Below are 22,629 nucleotides of genomic sequence, written 5' to 3' on the forward strand. Positions count from 1 at the left end.
AGAAAAACCTCACAAGGGCGACGAATGGTATCGAACACTTTTGCATCCGCTTTTCACACTTCACGCCGCCCAATCTAAAACTGACTATTTGCCAGGGGCGTAGATAAATATATAGAGGCACTCCTGATTGATAGGTAGCAACGTTGAAAAAACGCCGCAACGTAAGGGTTAACTAATGCGGTATTCGACACTAAAATCGAAAGGCGATGAGTCGTCATACTCAACAACTTCAGCATAACAATGAGCCTCTTTAGTACCGGTGGATGCTGCATAAACCTCGCGCGTTGCACTGAGAGTCGGGCTGAATACTCCAAAGGACTGAACAACCTTCAGCACCACGCTATAAGTACACTCCTGCTCACCGTTGGTATATGAAAGAGTCTCTCGCAGATAACGCGGCTTCTTGCTTGGGTAAGTGAAATTGGTCGAATAATTCGCGGCAAAAGAATGCTCACTCAAGGGGCCTACATCAAAATAACCTGGCGCCGCTAACGACCTGTCCCAGCTCGATGAATTCATAATTAGTGCACTTGACGTATCGTTAACAACTTCGAAACTGATCGTCGTCACATCGTTCGCCCGAGCGTTGCTGATGGCTGCCACAGACACGAACATCAGCGACATAACAGCGATTTTTTTCTTGACATTGTCTATCATCTCTAATCCTCTTAATGACTTAATTAGCGCACGTGTTAGCACGGTGCGCCGTTACTCATTAGTAATAGTCGTCTTTTTGGCACAGGAAGCTTCTTGATGAACTGAAAAGCATTCTGGATAAAACACTAAACATTGCAGGGAATACTTTAAATCCAAGTAATCATTCGATATTTACTGGTGTAGGAAATCGACAAGAGCCGCCCCAGTTCCGGCGTACATCGGCCCGCTGACACACTCAGCTGGCAACTCAAACCAACCCGTGGCTGTAAACCATGAAGCCCCATGAACCGAACACACTTGCCTCGCAAGTAAACAGCACCACACCGCCCTATGCAGCAGCGCCTACTGAACCGGAAACCTTATCGCGCAGGCGAAGTGGAATATTACCCCGCGTAAAACATCGACACAGGGCGGAGGGGGACTACGGAAAAGATGGAAGACAAGAGATGGCACTATTGTTGAGTGGGATAGCCAGCATGGCGCTGTTGAGAAATACAACAAGTGGGGAAAACATCTTGGGGCGTTTAATCACGAAACAGGTGAACAAACTAAAGATGCTGATAAACACAGAAAGGTAGAACCCTGAAATTTATCGTCGAAGCATTCCATAAAGAGAGCGAATTTCAAGATTTTTAAGGTGTTCTACCAGATGGCTGCGAAGCCCAACTAGCCAAAATCATAAACGGGTCATCTCTACAGCGAGGTGATGAGGGCTTCAACCTTAACAGCTCCCAACTATCTAGCATCGAGGCATTGACAGGTAAGCATTTCAACGATGACAAACACATATTTCAACTCACTTGTAACATGAGCTAAAATAAGGCCTCTGATGATCTTCGTAGCGGGTACGAACTCATACCCGCGACACCCTCACATCAAAACAACATTCCCAGCGCTTCCGGCGTCCAATTCATAATCACCACCTCACCGCTAACCTCTGCCTTCCCCTGCGGCTGATTCGCAGCGCTATAACGAATATCCACCCTCTAAAAATGACACCCCTCACATCCCCGCCGCATATCTGGGTGATAATTAATGCTGACCATCACCTTGCCTTTGCAGCGGCACATGAAGTCGGGCATCCGTTCATAGTTATCAAGCGCAAAGTCCGCTCCATAGCCAGCTGTCTACCAATAAGGAGGGTTCATGTCATGGAAAGTATGTGGCCGTGCACCTACTCAGCCATTGATATCTTCATTCCGGATTCAACAGTGCGTGGCTACCGGCGTCTTTCCCAGCGGGAGGCATGGTTCAAATTGCCTACCGTATTCACATCCCCCTTTTTCCAGATGCCAGAAACCACAACCCCCCGACTTTCTCTAGGAAAATCAGGGGTTTGTGTTTACTTAATGTGGCGGTGAAGGAGAGATTCGAACTCTCGATACAATTTCTTGTATACACACTTTCCAGGCGTGCTCCTTAAGCCACTCGGACACTTCACCGTATCTCTTCAAACATGTTCTGTCTGTCGAGGCGCGCTAATGTAGTCGAAACCTTTCGATATGACAAATCTTTTTTTCAGAATTTTCATGTGCTTACGCGATTTGCTGATGACTGGCCTCTTGCAGGGGGGCAAACCGGCCAATTGTCGGCCCCTGCACCACGCCTTGGTTGGCGCCATACGCCGCTGCGCCAGCGTCTATATAGAAGATGCGCCGCGATCAGCTGACTCACCAGTCAGTCACAGCGCTTTACCTGTGCCGTGGGGCTGGGTAACGTCTGCTCCACTTCAATACAAGGAATGACGCCATGAGTGACTTGATTGCCTACCACCTGGAAGACGGTATCGCCACGCTGACTTTGTGCAATGGCAAGGTGAATGCGATTTCACCGGATGTAATCACCGCCTTTAATGCCGCGCTGGATCAAGCGGAACAAGATCGCGCCGTGGTGATTATTACCGGGCAACCGGGCATTCTCTCCGGCGGTTATGACTTGAAGGTGATGACGGCAGGCCCTCAGCAGGCGGTTGATCTGGTGACTCAAGGCTCGACGCTGGCACGTCGCCTGTTGGCACATCCTTTCCCGGTGATTGTGGCTTGCTCCGGGCATGCGGTCGCCAAGGGTGCCTTTTTGCTGTTGTCGGTCGATTACAGGATCGGTGTCGATGGCCCCTTCAGCATCGGCCTCAACGAAGTGCAGATCGGCATGACCATGCACCACGCCGGTATTGAGCTGGCCCGCGATCGCCTGCGCAAGTCGGCCTTCCATCGTTCGGTGATCAACGGCGAGATGTTTAACCCGCAAAGCGCAGTGGACGCAGGCTTCCTCGACAAAGTGGTTCAGCCGCAAGAGCTGCACGGCGCAGCGCTTGAGGCTGCACGCCAATTGAAGAAGATCAATATGAAAGCGCACAAGAACACCAAGCTCAAAGTGCGCAAGGCATTGCTGGATACTCTGGAAGCTGCCATCACCCTTGATCAAGACCATATGGGTTGAACCTCTTGCGAGCCGACTGCCTGTGCAGTCGGGTCGCAAGCTCTGTCGCTCACCTCCCCTGCCTGGCCTGTTGATTCCAGCAAAGCCGCTCTGTCGCGCCCCTTATCGCCCCGCTGAAACATGCGCTTAAACATCAGTCATCTCCTGTGTGTATCGGAGTAATTGCCGAATACAGTGCACGTCCGTACACTGCGCCACCTTTTGTGTTGACGAGCCTGTAAATGCTACTTTCGTTTCGTATGCTGTTGATGAGTCTGCATTTTATGACCGCCGGAGTACTGGGAGTGCTGCTGGGCCTGTGCCGACCTTTCAACCCTGACAACAGTCGTCTTTGCGCGCGCCTCTATGCGCTGCCGTCCAGATGGATCCTGGGCTATAAACTGAAGACTGAAGTCGGCCCATTGATGGATAAACCGCAAAGCTGCGTAATCATTGCCAACCATCAGTCCAATTACGATCTATTCGTGTTCGGCAACGTCGTGCCGCGTCGCACGGTGTGCATCGGCAAAAAAAGCCTGAAGTGGGTCCCGCTATTCGGTCAATTGTTCTGGCTGGCCGGCAACGTGCTGATAGATCGCGGCAATGCTGATAAAGCCCGCAAGTCAATGCTGACCACGACCCGTACCTTGCAACAAAAGGACACGTCGATCTGGGTATTCCCAGAGGGCACACGCAATTTAGGTAAAGAATTACTGGCGTTTAAAAAAGGCGCATTCCAAATGGCCATTACTGCGGGCGTGCCTATCGTGCCGGTCTGCGCCAGCACTTATAGCCAGCACCTGAAGCTCAATCGCTGGCACAGTGCCGACATCCTTATTCGCTCCTTACCTGCCATCCCGACAGTGGGCTTAACACTGGACGACATGCCTGCGTTGATGGAGCAGTGCCGCGAGCAAATGCGCGCCTGCATTGAGGCAATGGACCGTGAAGTGCTGGCCGGGCAAAAGCACGCCACGCCAACCTTGACCGACAGCAAGGGCGCTGCCTCCAACCCGAACGTCTGAAGGTTTGTTGACTCAAAGGATGACATTGCACGCTAAGCTGCACCTTCGTGCCCTAACCCTTTGAAGAAGAAGCGATTAGAACTATGGGGAGAGTTGTTGCTGCGGCGGTCTATTCCGCTGGCAAAAAAATCACTGACATCACGCTGGACGAAGGCAGCGACTGGGCGAAAAAGCCCGGACACTTCGTCTGGATTGGTCTGGAGCAGCCCGACGCGCAAGAGATCAGCAACCTGCAACGCCAGTTCAATTTGCATGAACTGGCCATTGAAGATGCCCTTGAGCAACACAGCCGGCCCAAACTGGAGACCTTTGGCGACGCGCTGTTTATCGTGATCTATTCGCCGATTCGTCACGAGGGCAAGCTGGAGTTTGTCGAAACCCATATTTTTGCCGGCAATGGCTACATCATTACCAGCCGCAACGGGCACTCAGCCTCTTACAAAGCCGTGCGCCAGCGTTGCGAAGCCAGGCCCTTGCTACTCGATCATGGCGAAGACTTTGTCTTGTATGCCTTGCTCGACTTCGTCACCGAAAGCTATCAACCGGTGAGCGAAGCCATCCACGCCGAAATCGATGCGCTGGAAAAAAGCATCATGGGCAACTCGCTCAAAGAAGCCGACATCGTGCACTTGCACAGCTTGCGCCGCGATGTACTGCGCTTGCGCCGCTATGTAGCCCCGATGGTTGAGATCAGCGAAGAACTGCAACGCTTGACCTTTCCCTTTATCGACAAGAACATGCGCCCCTACTTTCGAGATGTGCAGATTCACGTCACCCGCCAGATGGAAGACCTCTCGACACTGCGCGACATCGCGAGTCAGACCATTGAAGTGGTGGTGCTGCTGGAGTCGTCGCGCCAAAGTACTGTGCAGCGCAAGTTCGCCGCCTGGGCGGCCATTCTGGCCTTTCCTACGGCTGTTGCAGGGATTTACGGGATGAACTTCCAAAACATGCCAGAGCTGAGTTGGCATTACGGCTACTTCGGCGTTCTGGGCTTTATTGGCATTGGGGTCACAGGGTTGTGGGCCAGTTTCAAGCGCTCTGGCTGGCTGTAAGCATGCGGGCAGTCTGCGCCTGCCCGCAAATCCTTGACGCTTAAACGACTTGCGTTTCAGGCTTGTGCGCAACGAAACGCATCATCCACTCTGCCACCGTTTGACCGTGATGGGCCTTTTCAAGACTGGCAATGCCTGTGCCGTAGATTTGCGCCCCCAAATGTTCCTGGCGCAGGTCTAACAATGCACGCGAGTAATCGTGAATGAACTCCGGATGACCTTGAAAGCACAGCACTTGATCATTGATGTGATAGGCCGCAAACGGACAAAAGTCACTTGAAGCAATAACCGTGGCGTTTTCAGGCAGGGCCGTGACCTGATCCTGATGACTGATCAGCAGCGTCAGGTCTTCGACTGCCGGACTCATCCACGGCGCCTTGGCGGCCAATTTGTATTGGTGAGTGCCAACCCCCCAGCCCTGGGTCGCGCGCTCACTTTTGCCGCCCAGTAACAGCGCCAGCAACTGGTGACCAAAACACACACCAATCAACTTGTCGCCACGCTCATACCGTGTGAGCAGGTAGCTTTTGAGGGTTTCAATCCACGGGTCTGTGCCAAACGAGTCCGCCTTGCTCCCCGTTACCAGATAAGCATCGTAGGTCTGGTCATCAGACGGGTATTGACCGTTCATCACGTTAAAGACGCTGAATTGCGCGGCGATAGGCTGCTGGGTGAACAGTTGTTTGAACATCTGCCCATAGCCCTGGTATTGATCAACAAACTCAGGGCGCAGAACGTCGGTTTCCAGAATGCAAATGTGTAGCGACATAAAAGTACCTGGCACGATGAAGACGAAATGATCACAGCAATGGGCTAGAGCCTGCCTTGAAAGCGTAATTCAAGGCAAGCACTGAACACCGGGTTTCATGTAAGCCTTACGCTTTGTGTACACAGAACTGAATGAAAACGCTGCACAGCCCACGCGCTGACGAACGGTAGGTCGCTAAGCACTCCAACCCTTTGAATGCCCGTTGCGTCTAGCAACGGCCTGTCAGGCAGCGCCTTCACTGCGTAATAGCGTTTTAGAAACATTGCGCACTCAGATGATGTGAAAGCGTTCTAAGCCCTTCGATACGCGGGCTCTAAGGTAAACCTGTGAACCGCTGCGTTGCTGACCCACAAGCACACATGCGGCTAAGGATCGTTGCTTGTTAATAACAATAAAGGCAGATAGCCATGTTCAAACACACCAAACTTCGTCAAGCAGGACTCATCCTTTTTGCCACCGCCCTGCTGCTGATTGTGCCCAACCTGACCAAGGTGATCGGCTAGCATCCCTGTCATTAGGCCCTCGTCTTATTTATGACCACTGCTTTCGGGATTGGCACTTGTGTGCCAATCTTCAAGCACGTTTGGAGGGAGGGAACCTTATGCGTCATTGGCTGGCAGTTGCTCTACTTCTCTGTGGCGGGGGGGCCGCTCAAGCAGGCATCATTGATGTGAACCGGGCAGTGGATGAAATCGAAGATGGCGCGCTGATTCTTGATCTGCGTAACAACAGTGATTTCGCCGCAGGCAACTTGCATAACTCATTGCAGGTCGACCTGACACTCGAAGACGGCACGGGCATCAGTGCAGAAGGGCTTGCCTACCAACTGAGACAAGTTGTGCTGGATCCCAACAACACTATCGTGATTTACAGTGACACCAATCAACACGCCCTCGACGCCGAAGATACGCTGATCAAGCGTGGTTATTTTGGTGTCGTAAATGGTGGCAACTATGAAGAACTGCGCGACGCGCTTTTTGACCATGTTTCGCTGACCGAGAATGTACTGCCCGGCGACGAAGCCACTGACGACGACATTACAGCCATCAATTGAAACGCCTGACGCTTTTTATTACCGCCCTGCTCAGCCTGCCTGCTTACGCCGCCCAACTCACCCTGGAGCTGGGTGATACCCGCCGCACTTGGCAAACCGCCGAGCTGCTGAAGCATCCGGCCGCGCAAGAAGTGCGCATAGATGACGATGTGTCTTACAAGCGCGCCATGATCTATCGCGCAGTACCTGTGGCCACCTTGCTGGAAGGCATCCAACCTGAAGACCATCTGCAAGCGGTGGCGCTGGATGGCTTTGCGGCTGAACTCAGCGCCGGCCCGCTGCTGAGTCAAAACGGCGCCAAGGCCTGGCTGGCCATTGAAGACCCTGAACAGCCGTGGCCCGCACTGGGCAAAGGCAAGCCCAGCGCCGGGCCTTTTTACCTGGTGTGGACCCACCCTCAAGCCAGCCACATCAGCCCTGAACAATGGCCCTTTCAGGTTGCCCGCATTACACGTCTGCGACCCGTCGCCGAACGGTTCCCGGTGATGCGCCCTGACCCGGCACTCCCGGTTGACTCACCGATCACTCAAGGCTTTAACTTATTTCAAAAGAACTGCCTGGCCTGCCATCGCCTGAACGGTGCAGGGGATTCACAGTTTGGCCCCGACCTGAACATCCCGTACAACCCTACCGAGTATTTTGGCGCTGACTTTCTCAAGCGCTACGTGCGTGACCCACAAAGCCTGCGTCATTGGCCACAAGCGCGCATGCCCGGATTTTCTACCCGCGTGCTGTCCGAAAACGAGCTGGATCAGTTGCTCAGTTACTTACAGCACATGGCCATGCGCAAAGTGACGCTGCCATGAATAATGCGCCCAAGGTTTTAACTATCAACGACATAGGCATCGGCAATTTCACGAACGTCACGAACCGACAGATACTTGCCGCCATTGTCGAACTTCCCTTTAGCCACCCACTTGCGGTGGCTTTTTTTCGGCGCTCATAACGTAAAACGGCCAGCCCAAGGGCCGACCGTGAGTCGTTGGATTGACGATTAATTCAACAGGCCACGCACCTCCTGCTTAACGCCCCAGCCTTCTATGATCCCACCCAGCGGTACAACCACCGCTTCGAAGTCTTGTTCAAAATCACCAATGCCACCGTAGGTGGCATACATCACTTTGCTCAGCTCCAGATTCCAGGCGCCATCATCGCGCGCATTGATTTGCGCATTCAGGGACTCACCACAAAACTTTCCTGCTGCTCGGCGCGCCCGCTCTTCGTCCGGGAAGATGGCGTAGAACTCAATAGGATGGATACGTGAAAAATCAAAACCGCCTTCTTTCATGCGGCGCAGCACATAGCTGCTGAGGTCTTCTTGATGGGCTGTGCTCATGAAACGTCCTCCTCGCAATGGATAGACATTCAACGTTCCCCGTGGTGCAACAGTCAGGCCGTTACGGGGATGCAAGCATGTAGCGAACAAGATCAGAGCCAGTCGAACACTTCGCCGGTCTGGGTGCAGATTAGCCTTGGCGCGCAATATCTGCCAAGTGCCGGAATATGAAATTAATGATTTATTTCAGATTAACTTACGAGCGCCTGGAAAATAACCGCCTGACCCCGAGCAGATGCGCTACCCGGGGCCAGACCAGCCTTGACAGAGGGCTTATTGCTTCTCTGCGCGCTCTTTGAGCGCCTTCAGCGTATTGAACGGTGCATCGACTACAAACTTGTTGGCCAGCCAGGATGGCACGCTGCCGCCCGGCTCAGTGTGAACCTGATAGGTCACTTCAGTTTCATCAGCACCTTTGGGCACCAACTTCCAGAAGCCTTCTACCTGAGCTACCCGCACAAAGCCTTTTTCTTCAGGGAGGTACGTCGGGACTTCTTCAAGCTTACGCATTACAGCGCCATCACTGCCGAGCGAGGTAGTCACCAGCAAAATCGAATCACGCGGTGTTACCGGCCAAGGCGTATTGAACTGGGTGTAAGTCCAGCTCTTGTCCCCTTCGGTTTTAAGCAGCTTTTGGGATTTGCACTCGTGAATCCATTTGCACGCACCCGCTACGTCTTCCTGCAAGCCACGCACTTTGGCAATCGGCGCCTTGATCGTGGTCACACCCTGGTAAGCCTTGTATTGCGAGCCAGCCACCTCGCTCAACGACACTTTGATGCCGTCTTCATTCTTCGCCACTTTCCAGTCTTCAGCGTGAGCAGCGCTCACCATCAACACGCTCAGACCACATGCAATTGCTACTCGATGCAACGAACCCATTGTCTTATTCCTTATTGTTGAAGGTTTGTTCACTGGACATGAACACACTATGCTGCGGTCATCTGTTCCCACCACCCGATCAGGTTGATGGCTTCTTCCCGGTTACTGCCGCACACCTCGATGTCTGCTTTGAACGAACCACACACGGCGGGACGTTCAGGGCGCCCAAACAACCCACACAGATTTTCGACAGAAAGGTGCAGACAGCGTTCCCCGGCAGGTTTGCCATTGGGCATGCCAGGGATCGGGGTACTGATGGAGGGGGCTATACAGCAAGCGCCACAGCCTTCACGGCAATTCATGACGTTAGCTCCTCATTCGGGGCAAAGTGTGGTGATGACAAGGGATAGTACTCGCTGGAACAGGCGTTTGAAATTGTCCGTTCAGCAGAAAGTGCGCATAGACGCACGTGACTGAACAGTCAGTTTAGAAGCCTGCTTTGGCGCATGAGGCACTTATTGCTTGAACTCGAAATCCAGGGCCGCGCCTTCAATTTGTCGGTCACGGGCTTCGTTGCGCAGTTGCAGCTCCATCTCATTGCTCAACAGACGACCGTTTAATTGAAACGGGCTGTCTTCTGCGGGTTTTTCACCGAACAGATTGGGCAACAAGGGTTTGTGCTTGGGCATCGGCATAGTGCCAATCGGCTGAAGTTGCTTGACCATTTCAGGAGGCAGGCTCAGGTCAAGCTTGGCGCTGGGCAAGCGTTTTTTTGCGATCTCACGCGCCGACTTTGATTTGCTCGCAACAGGTGCACGCTTTTTTGCGAGTGCCTTTTGAGCACTGGCAGCTGGCTTTTCAGGCGACTCGACGGTCTTGGTGTTGGTTGTCTGGGCCTGTGACTGCACCGCTGCCACATCGACAGCCGCAAAGGCAGTTAACACGCCGATCAACAGTATCACCACGCTAAATGTCGCTTTCATAACTCCCACAGCGTTAACGGTTCAAGTGCATATGCTGGCGCTTTAGACCTCGTGTGACAAGTCACATGTAGGCACATCGCCATGTCCGATTGCCGCATGCGGGCTCAATAGAGGCTTGTCGCCTCCTGACAGAGTTGGCTGGCAAGCATCCCCAAGGTCATCAGGGCGCGCTCCGCTTCCCGGTTCCAGGGCGTACCGCAATTGAGCCGTATGCAATGATTAAATTGCTCGGTATTACTGAAAATCAACCCCGGCGCGATGCTGATCCCTTGCTGCAACGCCCGCACATGCAGCTCTTGGGTGTTAACCCGGCCTGGCAAACTGACCCACAGTATAAACCCGCCACTGGGACGCGACATCTGCGTGCCCTCGGGGAAATACTGTTGGACCGCCAACTGAAATGCGCTGAGGTTTTTCCGGTACTCCTGCCGGATATGCCTCAAATGGCGGTCATACCCGCCATTTTCAAGGTAGGCCGCAACACCCATCTGCGTCACGCTGCACGCTGAATGGGTAGTAAACGTCTGCAAGCGCTGGATCTCTTGCTGAAACTTACCCGCGATCATCCAGCCAATCCGTACACCGGGCGAAAGCGTCTTGGAAAAACTTGAACAGTAAATCACTCGATCCAGCCGGTCATAGGCCTTGAGCGCCTTGGTACGGCCGACTTCGAACATCAACTCGCCATAAATATCGTCTTCAACGATCTGGATATCGAAATCGGAAGCCAGGCGCAGTAACTGCTTCTGCCGCTCCTCGGGCATGGTGCCGCCCAGCGGATTACTCAGGCGCGTGGTCAACACCAACGCTTTGATCGACCATTGATTGGCCGCCAATTGCAGGGCTTCCAGGCTCATACCGGTGGCAGGATCACTGGGAATCTCGATCACCTTCAAGCCCAGTAAATCCGCCAGTTGCAACAACCCGTAATAGGTAGGCGACTCGGCTGCAATCAGGTCACCGGGGCGCGTGAGGGTGCGCAGCGACATTTGCAGTGCATCGACGCAGCCATGAGTAATGATCACTTCTGAAGGATCGACCACCACCCCGGCATCGCGCATGCGAATTGCCACTTGCCGACGCAACGGCTCAAAGCCTGGGCTGAACATGTAACTGAACGCGCGAGGGCTATGGAAGCGCGTAACTTTGGCCAACTGCTGGTGCAGGGCGCGTACGGGCAAATAGTCGACACTGGGCACCGCAGCCCCCAGAGGAAACACCCCTTCGCGGCGCGATTCGACCAACACCTGTTGAATGATACTGCTGCGTGTAACCAAACCTGGGCGCTCAACGCGGGCGATATCGGGGGTTGGCGCGGTCAGTGCCGGGGTTTGGTGGACGTAATACCCCGACTGTGGCCGGGCGCGAATCAGCCCTTGATCTTCAAGGTTGGCGTAGGCTTGCAAGACCGTGGCATGGCTGACATTGAGCTGCGAACTCATCTTACGTACCGAAGGCACACGCTCGCCGGGCTGATAAACACCACGCCGAATATCCTCAGCCAACTGCTGAGCGATACGTTGATAAAGCAAAAGGTTGGTCATGGCGCAGCACTCAATGTTCAGGCGTTTTTTTTGTTGTGTAGAACAATACCGGAACAGTTTAGAAGTGTACGGGCACAGTTGTCATCCATCTAAGCCGTACAGTGCTCAACGGGGTGAAACTGTATGGGTACAGAGTGGCAACAGATTTACGCAGACCTAAACCTGTAGTCGCTGACGAGTAATGCGAGGCTGCGTCCGGGCGCGCAGCGCTCGCACAGCAATTCAACACGGTGCTCGCTTCGCAATCGAACGTCGCTTTCGCCAGCAGGTTACGCAGACCTCAGGGTGTTAGCGGGCAGCGCCCAACTGACCTTTTTCGTCAGAGAACACAATCTCAACGCGACGATTCTGCGCCCGACCACGCTCAGTGGCATTCACATCCACCGGGTATTCATCGCCATAGCCTTCAACCTGAATGCGTTTTTCGTCGATGCCCAGGTCAATCAACACATCAGCCACGGCTTGTGCCCGATCACGCGCCAGTTTGAGGTTGTCATCCTTGCCGCCCGTGCTATCGGTATAGCCCTCAATACGCACCACGCGCTTGGGGTTCAGCTGTAGAAATTGCACCAGCTTGAGGACCGTGCGGTTGGCGGAGTTTTTCAAGTCAGCCTCACCCGTATCGAACAACACATCCCCCAGGGTCATGACCAACCCCCGATCTGTCTCGTTGGTCGTCAGGCTCAGGATTTGCTCTTCCAGCCATTGCCCTTGCTGCTGAACGCTTAACAACTTGGCTTCGCGCAGGGCCAATTGCAGGCGCTGACGCTCCAGTTCGAGCTTGGCCGCACGCTCTTCGTTGAGCACTTGCTGCGTGTGTTCGCGCGCGATCTCGCTATAGCGCTGACTCAAATACGCGTAATGGGCCACATCTTCGCCACTGCCCCAGTAACTGGACAAGCGCTCAGCGCGGGCTAACGATTCACCAGCACGGATGACATCCTTGGGAGCAATGCGCAACACATTGGTGTCTTCTTTGACCACCTGAAAATCGCTGGCGGCCTGTTGCAAGGCCTGGTCACTGTTGTGGTGCCCGGCGCAACCGGCCAGGCTGACGCTGGCGAGCAACACGCTCGCGCTGATCATGACGGACTTAAGGCTCATTGGTCCTCCGCCAGTTGCTTGCGCAAGCGTGTAATTCGGGTGTTCAACACGTTCAATTGCTCCTGGCTCTTTTGGGTCAGCACGCGCGCTTCGGCCAATCGCGCATCCAGCTCGGCTTGTTCAGCCTGCATGCGCGCATCTTTGTAAGACGCTTCAGCCATTTCGGCCAATGCCTCGGCCAGCTTGTCTTCGGCTTGTTTGAGCTCGGTGACATCATCAGCACTGGCACCCACGGCTTTGGCTTGCTCCAAGGCTTGCTCAGTCAAACGAATTTGTTCATTCGGCGCAGGATCAGCTGCACAGCCCGCCAAAGCCAGAACGGCCAGGGCAGCGAAAAGAGGTCGAATTGTCACTGGGTATTCCTACTGTTTTGGGGCGCTGACCGGCTGTTTCAGCTGAGCTTTCCACCGTTCCAGGTTGCGTTGCACTGCGGCCTCGGTCAGGCCAGAGGCGGGCAATTCTGTCATCTTTTGCCCGAGCTGTCCGCGCAACCACGGTTCATTGCAAGCGGAGTCATGGGAAATCGCCACAAACAGTCCCGGCTGATCGACTGGCTGATCGTGTGCCCACACGTCATCGGTGATGCCCAACGTTTGAGACGTAGCCAGGCCCGCATAACGCCCCGCCAGCACGTATTCGACGTCACCCAGCAACAACGCCTGGAACGCTTGCGCCAAGCTCGAGCGACGCTCCAGTGTGAGCTGACGCTGCGCAAAGGCATCAAACGCCTCTGTGAGGCGAGCTTTATCGGAGAGTGCGCCTTTATGCCCATGCAGATCGGCAGGCGTGTCATAAGCGAGGGCTGACCCCTTGAGCGTCCACACCAAGTAGTCGTTACGCACCAGCGGCGGGTGAATGTAATCTTGCGCCGTCAGGCCGGCCAACGTCAGCGGCGCATCCAGCAGCATGTCCATGCGCCCGGTGCGCACTTCGTTTTGTGCTTCTGCACGCTTGCCGCCATACACCACTTCAATGTTGATACCGAGGTCTTGCGCCACGTGTTGCAGCAGGTCAGCACTGGCGCCAATCAAATGTGCAGGATCAGCAGGGTCGCGCCACAGATAGGGAGGAGCATCCGGGCTGCCGGTCACGATCAGGCGCTCGCACTTGCCGGCCGCCTGCGACAACACTGGCAAAAACACCAAACCCAGCAACCACCTGCTTACTTGCAGCACACCCATACCTCACACCCCGAAAATCCAATTCAGACACACAAAAAAGCCCGACCATACGACCATGAAAAATCAGCTGAAACACTCGGTGTTTCGCCTTTCTCCACGGCCCGAATGGTCGGGCTCTTTATAAGTGAAGCGGCTGGATTAAACCAGCTTCTCCAACTCCGGCACAGCTTCGAACAAGTCCGCGACCAGGCCGTAATCAGCCACCTGGAAGATCGGTGCTTCTTCATCCTTGTTGATCGCAACGATCACTTTGGAGTCTTTCATACCGGCCAAGTGCTGGATCGCGCCAGAAATACCCACCGCGATGTACAGCTGTGGCGCAACGATTTTACCGGTCTGACCGACCTGCATGTCGTTGGGTACAAAACCTGCGTCGACTGCGGCACGGGAAGCGCCAACAGCAGCACCCAACTTGTCAGCCAGTGCGTACAGGTGTTTGAAGTTGTCACCGTTCTGCATGCCACGACCGCCCGACACGACGATTTTGGCAGCGGTCAGCTCAGGGCGGTCCGACTTGGCCAGCTCTTCACCTACAAACGAGGAGGTGCCTGCATCATGAACAGCGCCAACTGCTTCAACCGAAGCCGAACCACCGTCAGCAGCAACCGGATCGAAACCGGTAGCACGCACGGTGATCACTTTGATCGGTGCAGTGGACTGCACGGTGGCGATGGCGTTACCGGCATAGATCGGACGCTTGAATGTATCCGCGCTTTCGACCGATACGATCTCGGAGATCTGATCAACGTCCAGCTGCGCAGCCACACGCGGCAAGATGTTTTTACCGTTAGAGGTAGCGGCCGCCAGGATGTGGCTGTAGCCAGCGCCTAGCTCAGCGACCAGCGGGGCAACGTTTTCTGGCAACTGGTGCGCGTAAGCCGCGTTATCAGCAACCAGCACTTTGGCCACGCCAGCAATTTTGGCAGCGGCTTCAGCGATTGCGCCAATGCCCTGGCCTGCAACCAGAACATGAATGTCACCGCCGATTTTGGCAGCGGCGGCAACGGTGTTCAGCGTGGCCGGAGCCAGTACTTTGCCGTCGTGTTCGGCGATTACGAGGATAGTCATGATCAGATCACCTTCGCTTCGTTTTTCAGTTTCTCGACCAGTTCAGCCACCGACTTGACCTTGATACCCGCGCTGCGAGCAGCCGGCGCTTCAACTTTCAAGGTTTTGTTGGTCGAAGCGGTCGAAACGCCCAACGCTTCAGGCGTCAGCACTTCAAGCGGCTTCTTCTTGGCCTTCATGATGTTTGGCAGGGACGCATAACGCGGCTCGTTCAAACGCAGGTCGGTGGTGATGATGGCCGGCAAGCTCAGCGAAACTGTTTGCGCGCCGCCGTCAACTTCACGGGTCACGGCAACCTTGTCACCCGCCACTTCAACCTTGGACGCGAATGTGCCCTGACCATACCCGGTCAGCGCAGCCAGCATCTGGCCCGTCTGGTTGTTGTCGCTGTCGATGGCCTGTTTGCCCAGGATCACCAACTGCGGCTGCTCCTTGTCCATGACTGCCTTGAGCAGCTTGGCCACGGCCAGCGAAGTCAGGTCTTCGGCGGATTCGACGAGGATGGCGCGATCTGCACCCAGTGCCAGCGCGGTCCGCAGCTGTTCCTGAGCCGTGGTCGGGCCGATGGAGACGACGATGATTTCAGTCGCCACGCCTTTCTCTTTCAGGCGTACGGCTTCTTCCACTGCGATTTCGCAGAAAGGATTCATCGACATCTTGACGTTGGCGAGGTCAACGCCGGAGTTGTCCGCTTTGACGCGTACTTTAACGTTGTAATCGACCACTCGTTTGACAGCTACAAGAACCTTCATGGATTCCTCGTTACTCTCCGGTGAAAAGAAAGTCGCCTAGGCGAACCTGGCGGTTGAAGCTCATCAGCACAAGGGCACCTCCAAAGATCGTTGCTGTGCCCTTCTTATATAAAGAATGACGAATGCCAAATACTTCCCGTGCGACCGTCTGTCAGGTGTGACTCACGAGTCATCCACCAAAAGGACGTGTAAACTTCGCTCAAAAAATAGCGGGCTCCTACAGGCTCATGCCTGTGCCCTGTCTTTAGAGGTGCTCTTGAAACCGACAATCAGCCTACGGCGAGCGCAAAACCGCCCGTATCTTGACCGGAACGCCTTTTGCGGTCAATACAGCAAATCGGTCACTTTTGAGCCTCTCGACTTTGATTTGTCTGGGTTCCAGCAGATTCAAACAAACGTTTGTATTGGACCCTGACAGTGGTGTAGATATAATGCCCGGCCATAGAGAGAGCGGCGCCTCATCCATTGCATCTTCAGCCAGCAGGCGAGGAAATAATGGATGGAACGCCAAACCTCCAATTAGAAAAATACCGTTGAGCCTTGAGTAGGAGATAGCCTGTGGAACGCGAATACATGGAATTCGACGTGGTCATCGTCGGCGCCGGCCCTGCCGGTTTGTCCGCCGCCTGCCGTTTAAAGCAGAAGGCCGCCGAAGCCGGTAAAGAAATCAGCGTCTGCGTGGTTGAAAAAGGCTCCGAAGTCGGTGCTCACATTCTGTCCGGTGCCGTATTTGAACCACGCGCCCTGAACGAATTGTTCCCGGACTGGAAAGCACTGGGCGCTCCGCTCAATACCCCAGTCACCCGCGACGACATCTATGTACTGCGCAGCGAAGCCACCGCGACCAAGGTGCCGGATCTGTTTGTGCCTAAAACCATGCACAACGAAGGCAATTACATCATCTCGCTCGGTAACCTGTGCCGTTGGCTGGCGCAGCAGGCCGAGAACTTGGGCGTGGAAATCTACCCGGGTTTCGCGGCTCAAGAAGTTCTGTTTGACGAAAACAACGTGGTTCGCGGGATCATCACCGGTGATCTGGGCGTTGACCGCGAAGGCAATCCTAAAGAAGGCCTGTACACCCCTGGCATGGAGTTGCGCGGCAAATACACCCTGTTCGCCGAAGGCTGCCGCGGTCACCTGGGCAAACAGCTGATCGAGCGCTTCAACCTCGACAGCGAGGCCGACAGCCAGCACTACGGCATCGGCCTGAAGGAAATCTGGGAAATCGACCCGGCCAAACACCAACCCGGCCTGGTGGTTCACACTGCTGGTTGGCCACTGGACATCATTAGCAGCGAAAACACTGGCGGTTCTTTCCTGTATCACCTGGAAAACAACCAAGTGGTGGTGGGCCTGATCGTTGACTTGTCCTATAGCAATACCTTCCTGTCGCCGTTCGATGAGTTCCAGCGCCTCAAACACCACCCGGTGCTCAAGCAATACCTTGAAGGCGGCAAACGCATCAGTTACGGCGCGCGCGCCCTGGCCAAAGGCGGCCTGAACTCGCTGCCAAAAATGGTGTTCAACGGTGGCGCCCTGATCGGTTGCGACTTGGGCACCATGAACGTGGCCAAGATCAAAGGCAGTCACACGGCGATGAAGTCCGGCATGCTTGCCGCCGAGGCGGTGGCAGACTCGCTGCTCGCAGACTCCGAAGGCGGCGATGCACTCAACACCTACGTTGAAGCCTTCAAAGCCAGCTGGTTGTTCGACGAGCTGTTTGCAAGCCGAAATTTCGGCCCGGCGATGCACAAGTTTGGCCCGATCATGGGCGCAGGCTTCAACTGGATGGATCAAAACATCTTCGGCGGCAAACTGCCGTTCACCCTGCACGACACGAAGCCAGATTACGCCTGCCTGAAACTGGCCAAAGACTGCAAGAAGATCGACTACCCGAAACCCGATGGCAAGTTGAGCTTCGACAAACTCAGCTCGGTGTTTCTCTCCAGCACCAACCACGAAGAAGAGCAGCCTTGTCACCTCAAGCTGCGCGACGCAAGCATTCCGATCAGCGTGAACCTGCCGCTCTACGACGAGCCGGCGCAACGCTACTGCCCGGCAGGTGTGTATGAAGTGATCACGCAGGAAAGCGGTGAAAAGCGCTTCCAGATCAATGCGCAAAACTGCGTGCACTGCAAAACGTGCGACATCAAAGACCCGTCACAAAACATCACCTGGGTCACCCCGGAAGGCGCTGGCGGCCCGACGTACCCGAACATGTAAGCCCGACTCGTTTAGTCGCTGACAAGGCAGGGGCTGCAAAGCGGCCCCGCTTTATTGATCGAAGGCCCTGCAGTTCTTATCGCAGCCTCGTGCCTGGTCAGCGACTACACAACGGTTGTAAGGCCCTCAGCACCCTGCCCCCTCATGCCCGGGACTGCGTTCAAAGTAGCGCTTGTACTCACGACTGAATTGCGAGGCGCTCTGATAGCCCACGCGTTCGGCCACCTGCGCCACACCCAGCCTTTCACTCAACAACAACTGCTGCGCCCGCAACAAACGCAAACGCTTGAGATATTGCACCGGCGACAGCAAAGTGCTGCGTTTGAAATGCTCATGGAAGGTGGACGTGCTCATGTTGGCGCACCGTGCCAGCGTGTCGACATTCAACGGCTCGGCAAAGTGCTCATGCAAATGACTGAGCGAGGCGGCAACCCGGGCGAACTGGCCCTGCTGCTCAACCAGCGCCCGCAACACCCCGGCCTGCGGCCCACGCAGTGCCGCGAAAAGAACTTCACGCAAGCGCGCTTTACCCATGATCCGGCACTCCAGCGGGTCATGCAGGCAACGTAGCAAACGCTCAACCGCCTGGCGCATTTCGTCATCCAACACCGCCGAGGTCATGGATTCCGGCGTTTGCGCCACGGCGCTACGGTCCGGGTCCAGCCCCATCGCCAGCACCAGCTCCCCCAGCACAGCCCGATCAATACTGATCGCCACCCCCAGCAGTGGCACCGTTTCAGAGGCAAAGGTTTCACACTCAAACGGCACCGACAGCGCCTGCACAAGGTAATGGCCTGCGCCATATTCCAGGGTGCGCTGACCGAGATAGGCCAACTTACTGCCTTGCGCGATGACCATCAGGCTAGGCTCATAAATCTGCGGCATGCGCGCCACAGCCCGACACGCCGACACCACGCGCACTTCAGGCAATAAAGTCGATACAAAACCGGTTTGCGAGGCCAGCGGCTCGATCAACGAGACCAGCGTGGCGTTCTCATCGCGATGGCGAGTCAAAAACATGAAGACAACTTCACAGGAGGAATAGACAGGCGCATCTTCGCAGAATTGGCCACCAAAACCACCTCCAGCCCGACACGCCGGAGGAATAGGCATAACAGGCGGAGGAATTGTCATAGTCCTGCAAGACTGGCGAGCGCAAAATGACCTCCTTGTTCACCGTCAACGTTTCGCGAGGCTTTCCATGTCCAACGTCACTTACAACGCCATCGGCTATGCCGCTCAAACCACCTCGGCCCCCTTGGCCCCGATGCAGTTCAACCGCCGCGCCCCGCGCCCGGACGACGTCGCCATTGAGGTGTTGTACTGCGGCGTGTGCCACTCCGATATCCACCAAGTGCACAACGATTGGGGCTTTGCGGTTTACCCGGTCATGCCAGGCCACGAAATCGTGGGCAAAGTCACCGCCGTCGGTAGCGACGTCACTCAATACAAAGTGGGCGATATGGTCGGCGTAGGCTGCATGGTCGATTCGTGCCGCGAATGTTCGGCCTGTAAAGAAGATTTGGAGCAGTACTGCCTGGAAGGCTTCACCCAGACCTACGGCTCACCGGACCGTATTGACGGCACCACTACAATGGGCGGCTACTCGGACAGCATCGTGGTGCGCGAAGCCTTCGTAGTGCGCATTCCGGAAAACCTCGATCCGGCCAGTGCAGCTCCGCTGCTGTGCGCCGGCATCACCACTTACTCGCCGCTGCAACACTACGGTGTTGAGCCGGGCGACAAAGTGGGCGTGCTGGGCATGGGTGGCTTGGGCCACATGGGGATCAAGTTTGCCAAGGCCATGGGCGCAGAAGTGACCTTGTTCACACGCTCCGCCGCCAAAGCTGAAGAAGCGCGCCGTCAAGGTGCCGATCACGTGATCGTGTCCACCGACGCCGAGCAAATGAAAGCCGCCGCTGGCAGCTTCGATTTCTTGCTCGACACCATTCCGGTGCAACACGACCTGAACCCCTACCTCGAAACCCTGCGTTTTGACGGCGTGCACATTCTGGTTGGCTTGATCGAACCGGTTGAACCGGCTGTGGATGCGTTCAACCTGGTGTTCAAGCGTCGCGTGCTGGCCGGCTCGCTCATCGGCGGTATCGCTGAAACTCAAGAAATGCTGGATTTCAGCGCCGCGAATGGCATCACCTGTGACATCGAAATGCTCGACATCAAAAACATCAACCAAGCGTTTGAACGCGTGCAGAAAGGTGATGTGAAATACCGCTTCGTGATTGATATGAAAACGCTGAAAGCCTAAGCGTTTAGCCCGCCGGGGCCGGAGCAATGGGGAAGAACTCCCCGTTGCTCCACACGCCCAGCCAAGGCTGGCCATCAATGACCAGCGTCTGCGCCATCTCGACCAACGGGTAAAACACATTGCGATGGATCAACGCCTCAAGGTTGCGTCGTACCCGCACGTAAGGCGAAGGCTCTTGAGTGACAGGATCAATCACCACCCGCAACGGGTGTTCACGATCCAATTCAAACTGCTCATCCACGTTCGTGGTGAAGCGCAACACCTGCTGCTCACCCACCCCTTCGACCTCAAGGGTAACCGCCACAAAGGGCGCGTCATCGACTTTGATCCCGACCTTTTCCACCGGTGTTATCAGAAAGTAATCGTCACCCTCACGGAGAATGATGGTTGAGAACAGCTTGACCATCGGCTTGCGCCCAATCGGCGTTCCCATGTAATACCAAGTACCATCACGGGCGATGCGCATGTCGATGTCGCCGCAAAATGCGGTGTCCCACAAGTGAACCGGCGGCAAACCTTTGCCGGGCTTGGGGATTTGCGCCAACAGGCCACTGACGTCCACCGGCTCGCTCATACTGCCCTCCTGAATTTATTGATCGCTCAAGCCTATCAAGCTGCGCGCGTACTTAGCCAGCGGCGGGCCAATCAGGTCGGCAGGCTTGTTGTCATGAAACGTCAGCAAACCGCCACGGCTGCGAATGGTGGCCGTGTCGATCAAGTATTGGGTGCTGGTCTCGATCAACATCACCTGAATCACACCACTGTCGATACCCAAACGGCTGATTTCTTCCTGGTCCAGCCACTCGTCACTGTTGCCAATGCGGTCATCGGCACGGGCAAATCGGGTGTAGAGCAAATAGTGCGCGCCAAAACCCCGGGCTTCAGTCATCGCGTCGTCCAATCCCAGCGGTGCCTTGGCGCGACGCACCATCGGGAAGTATTCGATAAAACCACTGTAGGCTTCTTCTGCCACAACGTTGGGCCGCACGTAAGGGTCGCCGATGGGCTTAAACGGGCCTTGAGCAATGTAAATGAAGGAGTCGGGCTGGATGCGCAGCGAATTGCTGCGACGCGTGTTGCTGTGGTCGAGCAAACCGGCGTCACTCATTTGATAGCGCGCGCCTTCGCCCAGGTCGCTGACCTTCATGCAACCACCCAGCGCCAAAAAAGCCAGCAACACAAACAGACTACGCATCACGATCTCCCGATGGCCGGTGACAAAAAACCGGCGAATAGCCGCGTAATGCAGTTTGCGCGCCAGTTTGAGCCGAAGCCGAACATCGCAGGACACACACATCAACCACCAATGATTTTCATCACCGTGGCCCCCCCCGAAAAGGCGACGTCCTGCTTGTCACCCAAGGCTTTCATCAACAAACCTTGCAACGCCGGCAACGCTTCGTGCCGGGGCTTGTTGAGCAAATCCCCGACGTAATGACGATTACTCGACGATAAACACCCGTGCAACCAGCCGGTCGATGAAAGGCGCAACCGCGAACACGTCCGACAAAACGGGACACTCTCGTTGGCAATCACACCGAAATACCCCCGGCCCGGGATCTGATAGCGCACGGCCGTGGCATCAATCGGCGCATCGGCTTGCAGGTAGTCGTGCCGCTCGCCAATCAGCTCAAGCAATTGCTGCAAGCTCACAAACTGATGCAAAAACGCATTGCCATCGCTGGCCAGATGGCCCATGCGCATCAGTTCGATAAAGCGCAGTTCGAACCCTCGCTCAAGGCAGTACTCCAACAGCGGCAGGACCTGATCCAGGTTCTGACCCCGCAAGGGCACCATATTGACCTTGATCTTCATCCCCGCCTCGCTGGCGTGTTGCAGGCCATTGAGCACGGTCGCCAAATCGCCGCCGCGGGCAATGCTGCGAAAAGCGTCGGGGTTGAGGGTGTCGAGGGACACATTGAGGCGGCGTATGCCCGCGTCCAGCAGCAACGGTAATTTGCGCGTGAGCAATTGGCCATTGGTGGTCAGGCTGATATCACTCAGGCCCAACTGCCCGACTTCGCGCATGAAGGTTTCCAGCTTGGGACTGACCAACGGCTCGCCGCCGGTAATACGTAAACGCTCAATTCCGGCCGCTTCAATCAGATACGCCACGCCACGCGCCATTACTTCAGCTGACAACTCATCCTGCGCCGCCACTAATCGCTTGCCGTTCGGCACGCAGTAGGTGCAGGCATAGTTGCAAGCGGAGGTCAGACTAATGCGCAAGTTGCGAAATTGTCTGCCTTGGCGGTCAACAATCATGGATGACTCCGGCACGAGGGAAGTAGGACGCCCCAAAACCTGACTCATGTATCAGGTTTTGGCAAGACCTACACCTGAGTATAGGCGGCACGGCAAAGCGCCATGCG

The 22,629-nt window shown here is 55.4% G+C and carries 24 protein-coding genes, 1 tRNA gene and 2 pseudogenes; 9 read left to right on the top strand and 18 right to left on the bottom strand.

Features of this window, described 5'->3' with window-relative positions; translation table 11 throughout:
* Positions 1–168: 168 nt before the first annotated feature.
* Positions 169–657, bottom strand: a complete 489-nt coding sequence (locus tag GYN01_RS03360; RefSeq protein ID WP_203306590.1) for a hypothetical protein — start codon at positions 655–657, stop codon at positions 169–171.
* Positions 658–1,039: 382 nt separating this feature from the next.
* Here GYN01_RS03360 and GYN01_RS03365 point away from each other — a divergent pair, with 382 nt between their 5' ends.
* Positions 1,040–1,243: a colicin E3/pyocin S6 family cytotoxin gene (locus tag GYN01_RS03365; protein WP_204369774.1), complete on the top strand. Its 204-nt coding sequence runs from the start codon at positions 1,040–1,042 to the stop codon at positions 1,241–1,243.
* 68 nt (positions 1,244–1,311) lie between these two features.
* Positions 1,312–1,473: pseudogene (locus tag GYN01_RS22630) on the top strand (DUF7683 domain-containing protein); the annotation flags it as partial.
* Positions 1,474–1,532: 59 nt separating this feature from the next.
* On the opposite strand, the pseudogene GYN01_RS22240 reads toward GYN01_RS22630, so the two are convergent.
* Positions 1,533–1,826, bottom strand: a pseudogene (locus tag GYN01_RS22240) (DNA adenine methylase); the annotation flags it as partial.
* A gap of 183 nt (positions 1,827–2,009) precedes the next feature.
* Positions 2,010–2,099 (bottom strand) — tRNA-Ser (locus GYN01_RS03370).
* Positions 2,100–2,406: 307 nt separating this feature from the next.
* Between GYN01_RS03370 and GYN01_RS03375 the strand changes: the two genes are divergently transcribed.
* From GYN01_RS03375 to GYN01_RS03385, 3 genes are all read left to right on the top strand, one after another.
* Complete coding sequence (locus tag GYN01_RS03375; protein ID WP_048400844.1) at positions 2,407–3,096, top strand: crotonase/enoyl-CoA hydratase family protein; 690 nt, start codon at positions 2,407–2,409, stop codon at positions 3,094–3,096.
* Between the two features lie 221 nt (positions 3,097–3,317).
* Positions 3,318–4,100 (top strand): lysophospholipid acyltransferase family protein, encoded by a 783-nt coding sequence (locus tag GYN01_RS03380; RefSeq protein ID WP_048362968.1) that lies wholly within the window; start codon positions 3,318–3,320, stop codon positions 4,098–4,100.
* Positions 4,101–4,183: 83 nt separating this feature from the next.
* Positions 4,184–5,155: a magnesium and cobalt transport protein CorA gene (locus GYN01_RS03385; RefSeq protein ID WP_048362967.1), complete on the top strand. Its 972-nt coding sequence runs from the start codon at positions 4,184–4,186 to the stop codon at positions 5,153–5,155.
* 40 nt (positions 5,156–5,195) lie between these two features.
* On the opposite strand, the gene GYN01_RS03390 is transcribed toward GYN01_RS03385, so the two are convergent.
* Positions 5,196–5,924, bottom strand: coding sequence for an amidotransferase (locus tag GYN01_RS03390; RefSeq protein ID WP_048400847.1), 729 nt, complete (start codon positions 5,922–5,924; stop codon positions 5,196–5,198).
* Positions 5,925–6,525: 601 nt separating this feature from the next.
* On the opposite strand from GYN01_RS03390, the gene GYN01_RS03395 reads away from it, so the two are divergent.
* Together GYN01_RS03395 and GYN01_RS03400 are read left to right on the top strand one after the other, a co-directional pair.
* Entirely contained in the window at positions 6,526–6,978 is a 453-nt protein-coding gene (locus GYN01_RS03395; protein ID WP_048362965.1) for a rhodanese-like domain-containing protein, read from the top strand.
* On the top strand, positions 6,975–7,784 hold the full coding sequence (locus GYN01_RS03400; RefSeq protein ID WP_203306591.1) for a c-type cytochrome: 810 nt from the start codon (positions 6,975–6,977) through the stop codon (positions 7,782–7,784). The genes GYN01_RS03395 and GYN01_RS03400 overlap by 4 nt, the downstream gene beginning before the upstream one ends.
* A 188-nt stretch (positions 7,785–7,972) precedes the next feature.
* On the opposite strand, the gene GYN01_RS03405 is transcribed toward GYN01_RS03400, so the two are convergent.
* The 10 genes from GYN01_RS03405 to GYN01_RS03450 form a co-directional block, all read right to left on the bottom strand.
* Positions 7,973–8,314 carry a ribonuclease E inhibitor RraB gene (locus tag GYN01_RS03405; protein ID WP_048362963.1) on the bottom strand — a complete coding sequence of 114 codons (342 nt, stop codon included), beginning with the start codon at positions 8,312–8,314 and terminating at the stop codon, positions 7,973–7,975.
* A gap of 273 nt (positions 8,315–8,587) precedes the next feature.
* Complete coding sequence (locus GYN01_RS03410; protein ID WP_048400852.1) at positions 8,588–9,196, bottom strand: START domain-containing protein; 609 nt, start codon at positions 9,194–9,196, stop codon at positions 8,588–8,590.
* A 47-nt stretch (positions 9,197–9,243) separates the two neighbouring features.
* Positions 9,244–9,498, bottom strand: a complete 255-nt coding sequence (locus tag GYN01_RS03415) for a YkgJ family cysteine cluster protein (RefSeq protein ID WP_048362961.1) — start codon at positions 9,496–9,498, stop codon at positions 9,244–9,246.
* Between the two features lie 153 nt (positions 9,499–9,651).
* A complete protein-coding gene (locus tag GYN01_RS03420) occupies positions 9,652–10,119 on the bottom strand; it encodes a translation initiation factor 2 (RefSeq protein ID WP_173426989.1) in 468 nt (155 codons plus the stop codon).
* A gap of 104 nt (positions 10,120–10,223) precedes the next feature.
* On the bottom strand, positions 10,224–11,663 hold the full coding sequence (locus tag GYN01_RS03425) for an aminotransferase-like domain-containing protein (protein ID WP_048362960.1): 1,440 nt from the start codon (positions 11,661–11,663) through the stop codon (positions 10,224–10,226).
* 288 nt (positions 11,664–11,951) lie between these two features.
* A complete protein-coding gene (locus GYN01_RS03430; RefSeq protein ID WP_048362959.1) occupies positions 11,952–12,767 on the bottom strand; it encodes an OmpA family protein in 816 nt (271 codons plus the stop codon).
* Positions 12,764–13,120 carry a DUF4398 domain-containing protein gene (locus GYN01_RS03435; RefSeq protein ID WP_048362958.1) on the bottom strand — a complete coding sequence of 119 codons (357 nt, stop codon included), beginning with the start codon at positions 13,118–13,120 and terminating at the stop codon, positions 12,764–12,766. The genes GYN01_RS03430 and GYN01_RS03435 overlap by 4 nt, the downstream gene beginning before the upstream one ends.
* Positions 13,121–13,129: 9 nt before the next feature.
* Positions 13,130–13,948, bottom strand: coding sequence for a substrate-binding periplasmic protein (locus GYN01_RS03440; RefSeq protein WP_203306592.1), 819 nt, complete (start codon positions 13,946–13,948; stop codon positions 13,130–13,132).
* A 138-nt stretch (positions 13,949–14,086) separates the two neighbouring features.
* A complete protein-coding gene (locus GYN01_RS03445; RefSeq protein WP_048362956.1) occupies positions 14,087–15,016 on the bottom strand; it encodes an electron transfer flavoprotein subunit alpha/FixB family protein in 930 nt (309 codons plus the stop codon).
* A gap of 2 nt (positions 15,017–15,018) precedes the next feature.
* Positions 15,019–15,768 carry an electron transfer flavoprotein subunit beta/FixA family protein gene (locus GYN01_RS03450; protein WP_203306593.1) on the bottom strand — a complete coding sequence of 250 codons (750 nt, stop codon included), beginning with the start codon at positions 15,766–15,768 and terminating at the stop codon, positions 15,019–15,021.
* Positions 15,769–16,326: 558 nt separating this feature from the next.
* Here GYN01_RS03450 and GYN01_RS03455 point away from each other — a divergent pair.
* Positions 16,327–17,991, top strand: a complete 1,665-nt coding sequence (locus GYN01_RS03455) for an electron transfer flavoprotein-ubiquinone oxidoreductase (RefSeq protein WP_048362954.1) — start codon at positions 16,327–16,329, stop codon at positions 17,989–17,991.
* A 126-nt stretch (positions 17,992–18,117) separates the two neighbouring features.
* On the opposite strand, the gene GYN01_RS03460 is transcribed toward GYN01_RS03455, so the two are convergent.
* Complete coding sequence (locus GYN01_RS03460) at positions 18,118–19,011, bottom strand: AraC family transcriptional regulator (protein ID WP_048400856.1); 894 nt, start codon at positions 19,009–19,011, stop codon at positions 18,118–18,120.
* A 181-nt stretch (positions 19,012–19,192) separates the two neighbouring features.
* On the opposite strand from GYN01_RS03460, the gene GYN01_RS03465 reads away from it, so the two are divergent.
* Positions 19,193–20,257, top strand: a complete 1,065-nt coding sequence (locus GYN01_RS03465; RefSeq protein WP_203306594.1) for an NAD(P)-dependent alcohol dehydrogenase — start codon at positions 19,193–19,195, stop codon at positions 20,255–20,257.
* Positions 20,258–20,261: 4 nt separating this feature from the next.
* On the opposite strand, the gene GYN01_RS03470 is transcribed toward GYN01_RS03465, so the two are convergent.
* From GYN01_RS03470 to GYN01_RS03480, 3 genes are all read right to left on the bottom strand, one after another.
* Positions 20,262–20,831, bottom strand: coding sequence for a DUF1285 domain-containing protein (locus GYN01_RS03470; RefSeq protein ID WP_048362951.1), 570 nt, complete (start codon positions 20,829–20,831; stop codon positions 20,262–20,264).
* A 15-nt stretch (positions 20,832–20,846) separates the two neighbouring features.
* Complete coding sequence (locus GYN01_RS03475; protein WP_048401220.1) at positions 20,847–21,452, bottom strand: DUF4823 domain-containing protein; 606 nt, start codon at positions 21,450–21,452, stop codon at positions 20,847–20,849.
* A 101-nt stretch (positions 21,453–21,553) separates the two neighbouring features.
* Positions 21,554–22,522 (bottom strand): GTP 3',8-cyclase MoaA, encoded by a 969-nt coding sequence (locus tag GYN01_RS03480; protein WP_048400860.1) that lies wholly within the window; start codon positions 22,520–22,522, stop codon positions 21,554–21,556.
* Between the last annotated feature and the right edge of the window lie 107 nt (positions 22,523–22,629).

This window comes from Pseudomonas weihenstephanensis, assembly GCF_016812185.1.
Taxonomy (GTDB): domain Bacteria; phylum Pseudomonadota; class Gammaproteobacteria; order Pseudomonadales; family Pseudomonadaceae; genus Aquipseudomonas; species Aquipseudomonas weihenstephanensis.

Bases quoted from the DNA above. Each gene is read 5' to 3' on its own strand.
- GYN01_RS03360 (WP_203306590.1), bottom strand. From the start codon at position 657: ATGATAGACAATGTCAAGAAAAAAATCGCTGTTATGTCGCTGATGTTC.
- GYN01_RS03375 (WP_048400844.1), top strand. From the start codon at position 2,407: ATGAGTGACTTGATTGCCTACCACCTGGAAGACGGTATCGCCACGCTG.
- GYN01_RS03380 (WP_048362968.1), top strand. From the start codon at position 3,318: ATGCTACTTTCGTTTCGTATGCTGTTGATGAGTCTGCATTTTATGACC.
- GYN01_RS03385 (WP_048362967.1), top strand. From the start codon at position 4,184: ATGGGGAGAGTTGTTGCTGCGGCGGTCTATTCCGCTGGCAAAAAAATC.
- GYN01_RS03390 (WP_048400847.1), bottom strand. From the start codon at position 5,924: ATGTCGCTACACATTTGCATTCTGGAAACCGACGTTCTGCGCCCTGAG.
- GYN01_RS03395 (WP_048362965.1), top strand. From the start codon at position 6,526: ATGCGTCATTGGCTGGCAGTTGCTCTACTTCTCTGTGGCGGGGGGGCC.
- GYN01_RS03405 (WP_048362963.1), bottom strand. From the start codon at position 8,314: ATGAGCACAGCCCATCAAGAAGACCTCAGCAGCTATGTGCTGCGCCGC.
- GYN01_RS03410 (WP_048400852.1), bottom strand. From the start codon at position 9,196: ATGGGTTCGTTGCATCGAGTAGCAATTGCATGTGGTCTGAGCGTGTTG.
- GYN01_RS03415 (WP_048362961.1), bottom strand. From the start codon at position 9,498: ATGAATTGCCGTGAAGGCTGTGGCGCTTGCTGTATAGCCCCCTCCATC.
- GYN01_RS03420 (WP_173426989.1), bottom strand. From the start codon at position 10,119: ATGAAAGCGACATTTAGCGTGGTGATACTGTTGATCGGCGTGTTAACT.
- GYN01_RS03425 (WP_048362960.1), bottom strand. From the start codon at position 11,663: ATGACCAACCTTTTGCTTTATCAACGTATCGCTCAGCAGTTGGCTGAG.
- GYN01_RS03430 (WP_048362959.1), bottom strand. From the start codon at position 12,767: ATGAGCCTTAAGTCCGTCATGATCAGCGCGAGCGTGTTGCTCGCCAGC.
- GYN01_RS03440 (WP_203306592.1), bottom strand. From the start codon at position 13,948: ATGGGTGTGCTGCAAGTAAGCAGGTGGTTGCTGGGTTTGGTGTTTTTG.
- GYN01_RS03445 (WP_048362956.1), bottom strand. From the start codon at position 15,016: ATGACTATCCTCGTAATCGCCGAACACGACGGCAAAGTACTGGCTCCG.
- GYN01_RS03450 (WP_203306593.1), bottom strand. From the start codon at position 15,768: ATGAAGGTTCTTGTAGCTGTCAAACGAGTGGTCGATTACAACGTTAAA.
- GYN01_RS03460 (WP_048400856.1), bottom strand. From the start codon at position 19,011: ATGTTTTTGACTCGCCATCGCGATGAGAACGCCACGCTGGTCTCGTTG.
- GYN01_RS03465 (WP_203306594.1), top strand. From the start codon at position 19,193: ATGTCCAACGTCACTTACAACGCCATCGGCTATGCCGCTCAAACCACC.
- GYN01_RS03470 (WP_048362951.1), bottom strand. From the start codon at position 20,831: ATGAGCGAGCCGGTGGACGTCAGTGGCCTGTTGGCGCAAATCCCCAAG.
- GYN01_RS03475 (WP_048401220.1), bottom strand. From the start codon at position 21,452: ATGCGTAGTCTGTTTGTGTTGCTGGCTTTTTTGGCGCTGGGTGGTTGC.
- GYN01_RS03480 (WP_048400860.1), bottom strand. From the start codon at position 22,522: ATGATTGTTGACCGCCAAGGCAGACAATTTCGCAACTTGCGCATTAGT.